This window comes from Candidatus Clostridium eludens (assembly GCF_045310515.1).
Classification (GTDB): Bacteria; Bacillota; Clostridia; order Clostridiales; family Clostridiaceae; genus Clostridium_B; species Clostridium_B eludens.
Window position 1 is genome coordinate 1 of record NZ_JBJHZX010000080.1, and the last position, 8412, is coordinate 8412.

General features: G+C 26.6%; 9 protein-coding genes. 2 read left to right on the forward strand and 7 right to left on the reverse strand.

Going from position 1 to position 8412, the window contains the following annotated elements:
- Positions 1-273: 273 nt before the first annotated feature.
- From ACJDU8_RS24485 to ACJDU8_RS24500, 4 genes are all read right to left on the reverse strand, one after another.
- Entirely contained in the window at positions 274-1032 is a 759-nt protein-coding gene (locus tag ACJDU8_RS24485; RefSeq protein WP_406794804.1) for a hypothetical protein, read from the reverse strand.
- Positions 1033-1179: 147 nt separating this feature from the next.
- Positions 1180-1980, reverse strand: a complete 801-nt coding sequence (locus ACJDU8_RS24490; RefSeq protein WP_406794805.1) for a hypothetical protein — start codon at positions 1978-1980, stop codon at positions 1180-1182.
- Between the two features lie 106 nt (positions 1981-2086).
- Entirely contained in the window at positions 2087-2299 is a 213-nt protein-coding gene (locus ACJDU8_RS24495) for a hypothetical protein (protein ID WP_406794806.1), read from the reverse strand.
- A 49-nt stretch (positions 2300-2348) separates the two neighbouring features.
- A complete protein-coding gene (locus ACJDU8_RS24500; protein WP_406794807.1) occupies positions 2349-2666 on the reverse strand; it encodes a type II toxin-antitoxin system prevent-host-death family antitoxin in 318 nt (105 codons plus the stop codon).
- Positions 2667-3030: 364 nt separating this feature from the next.
- Here ACJDU8_RS24500 and ACJDU8_RS24505 point away from each other — a divergent pair, with 364 nt between their 5' ends.
- A complete protein-coding gene (locus tag ACJDU8_RS24505; RefSeq protein WP_406794809.1) occupies positions 3031-4734 on the forward strand; it encodes a hypothetical protein in 1704 nt (567 codons plus the stop codon).
- Between the two features lie 157 nt (positions 4735-4891).
- Here the strand turns inward: ACJDU8_RS24505 and ACJDU8_RS24510 are convergent, their stop codons facing one another.
- The 3 genes from ACJDU8_RS24510 to ACJDU8_RS24520 form a co-directional block, all read right to left on the reverse strand.
- Positions 4892-5458 carry a hypothetical protein gene (locus ACJDU8_RS24510; RefSeq protein WP_406794810.1) on the reverse strand — a complete coding sequence of 189 codons (567 nt, stop codon included), beginning with the start codon at positions 5456-5458 and terminating at the stop codon, positions 4892-4894.
- 88 nt (positions 5459-5546) lie between these two features.
- Positions 5547-5714, reverse strand: coding sequence for a hypothetical protein (locus ACJDU8_RS24515; RefSeq protein ID WP_406794811.1), 168 nt, complete (start codon positions 5712-5714; stop codon positions 5547-5549).
- Positions 5711-6169: a hypothetical protein gene (locus tag ACJDU8_RS24520; RefSeq protein WP_406794812.1), complete on the reverse strand. Its 459-nt coding sequence runs from the start codon at positions 6167-6169 to the stop codon at positions 5711-5713. The genes ACJDU8_RS24515 and ACJDU8_RS24520 overlap by 4 nt, the downstream gene beginning before the upstream one ends.
- Positions 6170-6562: 393 nt before the next feature.
- On the opposite strand from ACJDU8_RS24520, the gene ACJDU8_RS24525 reads away from it, so the two are divergent.
- Complete coding sequence (locus tag ACJDU8_RS24525) at positions 6563-7483, forward strand: hypothetical protein (protein ID WP_406794813.1); 921 nt, start codon at positions 6563-6565, stop codon at positions 7481-7483.
- Positions 7484-8412 lie beyond the last annotated feature (929 nt).

Below are 8412 nucleotides of genomic sequence, written 5' to 3' on the forward strand. Positions count from 1 at the left end.
TTAAAGTTACCCTTTTTGCTTAAAATAATTTCATTTTCTTTTCATCTTCTTCTTGACATATTACCAAATTGCTCTTATAATTTAATCTCAATTATATTTTTTTGAACATTTTTTACTCTATCTGTTGTATCCACAACAATAGCTCCATATGATAACCATTATAATTGATTTTATAAAAGAGTAAAATAAATAGATATATTTTACTAATTAATCTCAAAAAATATCTTTTTTACCCCAAGCACAAAACCAGCTTTTGCCCATCATAAAGCAAAATTATTCGCCAATATTTTCTATATTACTATTCCTAATAATTTCATATAAGTATGTAGTATTATCATTTACTTTAAATGTCCCCCACGAATTGCCTGAATCACCATATCCACCTATTGAAAAACTAAACAATTGAATATTTTTTAGTTTCTCAATAGTTTGTTCTAATTCAAATATATTTACTTGTAGATGACTTTCTAGTTCATTATTTATATCATAAGTTCTAATTATTTCATCAGCCATTTTATTGGCAACTATATAATCATATAACTTTACAAAGTTACTTAAATCTTTATCAATCATAATTCTAAGTGCATTTATTATTGCATAATCCTTATATTCCAATTCTTTTGACTTCGATATAATAATTCCTGAATAGCAACCTAATATTCCTGCGCATCTTATCGATTTTGCATTTATAGCTGAATCTATTGTTTCTTGAATAAACTCTATGTTCTTATTCTTTTTTAAATAGCTTCCTAGTTTTTTTATAATATTTTCTTTTATTTCTTTATTATTAACTGTATTTGCATATTTAATTAGAAACGCTTTATATTTTCTTTGGGAAACAGATTTGTAAATGCTAAATCCTAATTTTGCAATAGTCGATACTTCTCCTAATATTTTGATTTCTTCACTATAGTTACCTAAGAAACATACAATATCTTCAACTGCATTCTTAATGTCTTTATCCAACATATATTGGGTAGTTTCAATAATAGCTCCCCCTAATCCCTGTAAATCCTCATTAAATTCGTTCATATTATCAACTCCCATACACTTTATTTGAAAATTCATTATCATTTATAATTCTACATTACTCAAATAAAACCTTTAGAAAATAAAAAAAGACGGCCTTATTAAAACCATCTTGTATACCTTATAAAGCTTAAATTCTATTAATCTTCTTTAGCTATACAGTAGCTTTTCCATATCAATTAATTCTGACTTAAAAACATCTAGATTACAATAGTGATAATTACCTAACATCATTAACATCTTATCAAATGCTCTCCTAGCGATTAAATCATCCACATTAACAATATTTAATAACTCACATGTTTGTTCAAGGTATTCATATCTTTCTAATACTAACTTATCATTTAAAGGAAACTTTTTTAAAAAATTTTTACTCTTAATACCTTTAATAATTTCATTTTCACACTCATAAAATACCTCATTAGCTATTTTATAAAAGTTTTTATAACTACCTTTAATATTTATCTTAATGTTCAATTCATTTAAATACTTTTTTAATGCATCTCTTACGGTACTGTCATAAGGAAAATACTTATTAGGCATATAGACCATTGCTATTTTAGAAATTGCTGAAATCTCCAAGCTATTTTTTTTATTTAAAAGTCGTGCTTTTTCCGCAAACATATCTATATCCGATATGTCTTCTTTTTCTAGACAGGGAAGATATTGTTCAAATATAAATTCGACCTGTTCACACCTTTTATCACTATCAAAAGTTCTTGCAATTGAAAATTCATTTAAAAAAAATATGAAACCATTGTTCTTTCTCTTGCTTTTCCTCAAATATCCTTCTATTACTTTATCCTTTTTCTCAGTTGTAGTAGCTTGCTTATATAACTTATAATAACTGTTTATATCCCTTATAATTTTACCTTCATTACCTCCAGATGTTGAAATAACTTCAAGTATTGCAATATCAAGGTTTTTTAGCAAATTTGTATAAAAATTCAATTAGACCACTCCCATAATTTTTTAACTGTAAGCTCTAAAAAAATCACATATTAATTAAATACTAAACATGATAGAAAAAACTTAAGGTATTTATTTAATTACCTTTTTAATCAGCTATTTCTATAACCTCAAAGGATTCTATAAAATTGTATCCGTGTATTTTACACATCTTCACATTAGCTTTAAATAATCTTTTATTACTATATTTTAACTCTTTAAGGATTTTAAATGCTTCAAGTTCAACTTTGCCATTGTAAAAAATTCTTTGACTTTCTAAGTCGTGGTCTACTACGACAATAAAGTTATTTTCTAAAACCACTCTTTGTCCCCCTTCTTAAACTGATTAAATTAAAAATGCACCCATTGGACTAAGTGCATTTTTCCACATCTTGTATATTATCTAATTCTTCTTGTCTTATTCCATGTTGTTTCATAACATCTTCCATTGAATAACATTCCATATTATTTTCATTTTTTAATCTTTTTTCTGTTTCAATCATTAACTCATAATCCTCAATAGTTTCTACCATCTTTTGATATTGTTTAGGAGTTATGAGAACACAAGCAGGTTTATTATTTTTCACGACTATCTTATATCCTGTTTTATTTACTTCTTCAAAAATTTTACTAGCTTCACCTTTATTAAATCTTGAAATAGGAACTATAGAATTTAACATATCTCGCATTAAATTACACCTCTTTGTTACATATTAATCTTAGTATATATTATGTTGATAAATTCATTAATAAATTTGTTGATGTTTTCGCACAAAAAAAGAAGTCACATTTTTGTGACTCTCTTTATATTCCTTATAATAAAAACGTAGTTACAATTTTTATAACTACTTATTAATTTACGTTATTCAAATACACCGAATGATTGCTTTGAATATCTTTATAGAACTGATATTTTATCAATCTGAATCACTTGCCTATCAATAAATTAATTATTAATACTTATAATAATAGTAATATGTACACCACAACATAACTTTATGGAATATTATGTTATAATATAATAGATATTATCATATCGTGAGGTGATTTATTGTGTCAAAGTATGAAATTCCAAAAATTTTATTAGTTGATGTTGATAATAGCATTAAAGAAAAGCTACTTGAAGATGGATTTAATATTGATATCGGTACTTTGGGTCATAGATATAATGAAGTGATTGGTTGTGAATGTGGCTTAAATTATTCTTTACCATGTTTAACAGAAAAGAATATCATAATTGTAGATATGAAGGAGGATAACTCTCTTGGTGTAAACCCCTTCGACTCTCAACCTCCTAATGGTGACCATAAAGGTTTTATTATGCCAAAAGGTAGTAATTTTTTTAATCCTCGATACCTTTCTGGAGCTATTATTGGTAGCGAGTTTGAAAAAGTTGTAAATAATGGTGGCATACTTATTGCTTTTGCTGATAAAAAATATTCTGAAACATACTATCAAGTAGAATACTCTTATGGTACCTGTTATAGTGATAAAAATTTTAACGCATCTAACTATGATTGGATGCCTTGCAACAGTGACTCTATCACTAATTGTATTGTTGGTAAGGAAATATATTTCAATACAGAAACTGAAAAAACCTTCAAATCAATATTCTCCAATTGCGAAAATGACATTACATATCATTGTACTATTAATAATGCTATTGATACCGAACATACAACTGTAATATGTAAGAATAATTTAAACGAGCCAATTTCATTTATATTAAAATACAATCCGAAAGAAAATAATTCTGGATATTTAATTGTTTTACCTCAATTTAAAGATATATACAAGCCAATAAAAAATTTATTTAATGAATTTCTTCCACTATTAAAACCAGAACTCTTTCCAGACTTCGTAAAAAATAGTTGGGTTAACACCGAAGAATACATATTGCCCGAGGTAAAAAAATTAGATAGAGAAAGAGAAAATCTTGTAAAAGAATATGAACAAAAATTAAAAGAACTTGAAAAAGAGACTGCTAATAAAAAATCCGAATATGAATTTTTAACCAACTTATTAATCTCAGATGGATATGATGATTTTCTAGTAGATAATGTTAAGAAAACTCTAGAACATATTGGTTACGAAAGTGTTGTCACTGTTGATGATTTAGTTGAAGGTAATAGGCAAGAGGATTTAAGGATATTAGATAATGGACAATTTACAGTAGTAGAAATAAAAGGGCATAACGGCAATCCAACAGAAGATGATTGCCAAGCCCTAGTTAAGTATATTAGCAGAAATATGAAAAGTATGAACAGAACAGATATACATGGAATTTTAATCATTAACCACCATAAACTAAAAGCACCACTTGATAGACCTTATCCTGCATTTACTGAACAACAAATATCCGATGCAATCCGTGATGACTATACTCTTGTTTCCACTTGGGAGCTTTATAAATCAGTACGCCTACTTCAAGAAGGATTGATTACTTTTGACGATATTAACACTGGACTTCATACTAAAGGTTTATTTACTGCCTTACCTACGCCTTGGCAGTTTATTGGTAAAATACAACATCAATTTGACAATCACAAGATATCTTGCTTTTATTCAGAGGCTGATACGATAAATATTGGTGATGAACTAATAATTGAAAATGGAAATGATTATTTTAGAATTAATGTAGATGAAATGATGGTTGATTGTAAAGCAGTTACTACTTCTAAAAAAGGAGACAAACTTTCCATTAATATAAAAACTCCAATTCTAAAGCAATCTAATATATATGTAAGGAATAAATAGAAATCATTAAAAGTACAATCTATATGAAAGTATCTTCTGTAATATAGATTCTTAAAAAACTAAAAAGATGGCTTTAAATAAAACCATCTTTTTGTTAATATAATAGAAACCTTTTAAAATAAAAAATCTACACTGTCTATAAAAACAGATATGATTATTATTTTATTAATTGCATGAAATTATGTACTTTTTCAGTTAAATCATTTAATTTTGTTATTACTAATGTAGCTTGAACAATTCTATTAGGAACAGAAGTTATAAAATTTTTAAGTCCCTGACATGCTTTTTTTAGTTTTACAAGTTTAGGCTCTTTACTTTCTACTTGTTCCTGTACTATTTCCAAATCATCAATAACTTCGTCTTTAGTGTCTTGGTCTATTTCTTCAGATTCAATTATCTTTTTTACCTCTGAAACTAAACTAAGAATTTCTTTAACATCATTTAGGCTGGCATTATTAATTGAATTTATATCCCTTTGTGCTATATTAGCTGTACCGTAATTAGTACCTATGCTTTGGTGAATATGTGTTTCTGTTTTTTCTGGTTCCAAAATCATCATCTCCATTGATAAAGAATCTATTATAAAATCTGCTAAAGGTTTAAAAACCTTTCTCAAGTAATTTCTTATGATATCATTCCACGAATTACTATCACAATAAAAGCTCATTGCAATTCCTCTTATATCTTTTTCTTCTTTAGTCATATCAATTAAATAATCATACATTGCTTTAATATGTTCTGAACTATTTACAGGTATATTAAGTGACCATTCTCTGTCACCTTCATTTATAAAATTACCTCTATAATCATATTCAATATCTTTTATTTTTTATTGTTTCACGAATTAAATTATTTCCATCTATATATATCTGTAATCGAATTAAGTGTAAATTTCCTTCCGTATAATTTGTATTTAGCGCATTAGATGCTAATCTTCTAAATTCTAGACTAGTTTTTCTATATTCTAATATATCCCTCATAAGTCCACCCCACAATACGAACAATATACTTTTGATGCCCCTGAACAATATAAAACTTTTTCATGATTTCCACAAATAGGGCATTCAAATATTTCTTCTACAGTATCTTTACCTTTTAATTCCTTTATGTTAACTTTTCTTAATGGTTTCCAATCCATTTTAATATACTTATTTTTGTTTAATTCACGTGCCATATCTCCAAATGACTCATTCAATTTATCCATCATATAGTTATAAGCTATAGCTTTAGCTTGTTCTACAGTTTCTTTAGTATAAAAAGTATTTACTTTATTAACTAGTCCACAATACGGACAATATAACTCTGTAAAAACATTATCCTCATTTTGAAATTCATTCGCTTGCAATTTAAACTCTGACTCGCAAAACGGACATTCTAAAGTTACATATCCTTCACTATCGCTTTCTATTTTAATTTCAAATGCTACATCACTCATTTTTACACCTTCTTTATAGTACCGTATTCCTATATTATACCATATGTAAATAAATGTAGAACCTATGTTTTATACATAAAAAATTAGGCAAATACATAAATAAGTCAAAATATATAGCTTTTTAATGCAAGCAGCTTAAAATTTCGATTTTATTATATTTATATTTTCTATTTAATCAATGCTAACCTTATCAAACACTTGATAGAAAAATAAACCACATTAATGTTTACTTGTAAATGCCTCAATAGATTCAAATATCCTAATTTTATCTTACGCATGGATATTATATAGTGCAATGTAATATAATTAATATGTTACACTAGCATGTTTATTTTTCAAAATCTTATCCAAGCTAAATAAAAATTTATATTATAATTAATTTGGGAGGCTAAAATGACGAATATCGAAGATATATTGCAGGAAGAATTAAATATCAACATACACTTAAATAGAGAATTTAATACAGTTTTTGATTTATCATATTTATTAGTTGACTTACAATCTGTAATAAATACAATCCATTATATTGAAGAAGGGCAAAATGTTATTTGTTTTCCATCAGAATCCTATGAAATTTCTGAAGGTCATATATATAATAACTACGAAACTGTAGAAGGATTAAATCTAATCCTAAAACGTCTAGATGAAAAAAATCTTAATATTGATAGAAGTTTACGTAATGAATTATTTGAAGACCTATATAATTTAATATCTGAACATGATTTTAACATTTCTAATAGGAGGACACGCAAAACACATAGAAGGAAAACATATATTGCATCAACATCAAGAAATTTTGCTTCAAAATATAAATATACATTACGACTAAAGGATTTTAAAAAAGGAAGCTTAGTTTTAACTGTTGCTTCTTCAGTACTTTCAGGGATAATATTAGAATTTATAAAAAAGATTATATTTAAATCTAATGAAAAAAGTGAATGCTTACATATAGATATTGAGAAAAGTGTAATCTTGGTTGACAAGAATACAATTAAGATAGATGATGGGAGTATTATTAGCAAAAGTATTAAAATAGATGATAATCCTGTCAACAAGTATTTAAGCTTAGATTCCATGGATGATAAACCTAATAAAGAAAACTTTCATTTAGATATTAATAATTATATAAACCTTTTAATAGACAAGATAGAAATAAAACCAGATGACTATGAGGCTAATGTATATACCCTTCTAAACGTTTTAGTGGAAGAAAATTTACTAAGTAAATATTCTACATATAATGAGAAAGCAATTAGAACATTAGGTAAAGATTGCAAAAGATTAGTTGGAAACTTAATTAATTTACAAGCATAAGTAAACCCTAATAATTTCCCTAGCTATAAAATCAGTGGTGCGTACCCTAATAAGCTAATCCTTTTTTCTCATTAGATATAACTCTGAAGTATTTTTATCCTGCTTAGATAAAATCAGTATTATTACTATAGGACTATGTTCAAAAATCTAGTATTAGTAAAACAAATGATAAGTGAACGCACGGCAATACAAGCTTTAATTTTAAAGCTTGTATTATCAACAAACAATTAATAAAAATTACTTTTTTGTGTAAATTATTACGTAATTGTTCATATCCCTTTCGATTGTTTCTATATAATAATTTTCATAACTTTATCCTTCGTATTATCAAAATGTTATTCTTATGAATTATATATTTAACTACGCCATATAAATAGCTAAATATCATAACCAAAATTATAGTAACAATCCTTTTATCTCCATTATTTTTTTGTTTAATTAAATCATATAAAGTAATTAAACTACGTATTAAACCTACACCAACAATACTACTATAAATTAAACTCATAGTAGTATCCTTTAATAAATAATAATAGGATAAATCTGTATTTTTTGCAATTCTAATTATATCACTAAAATAATGTATAGCCATATTATCAATAGTTAAGTATTTACAATTATTTGTCTCACAATGATTCGTATGTGTTTATCCAACAAACAATCGAAGTTATAACTGTACAAAAATAAGGAATTTGGAATTCTTATAAAATAGAAGTTTTATCAGGCAATAAGCCTTCAAGACAAGCTCATTGTTGACCATCCACGCTTCAAAACCCCAAATGTCCCTCTCACAGATCTAGCATTACTTATAGGGGTTATCGTCAACATTTCTGACAAAACCCACGCTAAGACAAATCATCACCACCCGTAAAACGGGTGGTTTGCTCAGCCCTATAAGGGCATGTTACTGGCTGTGCTACTCGCACACT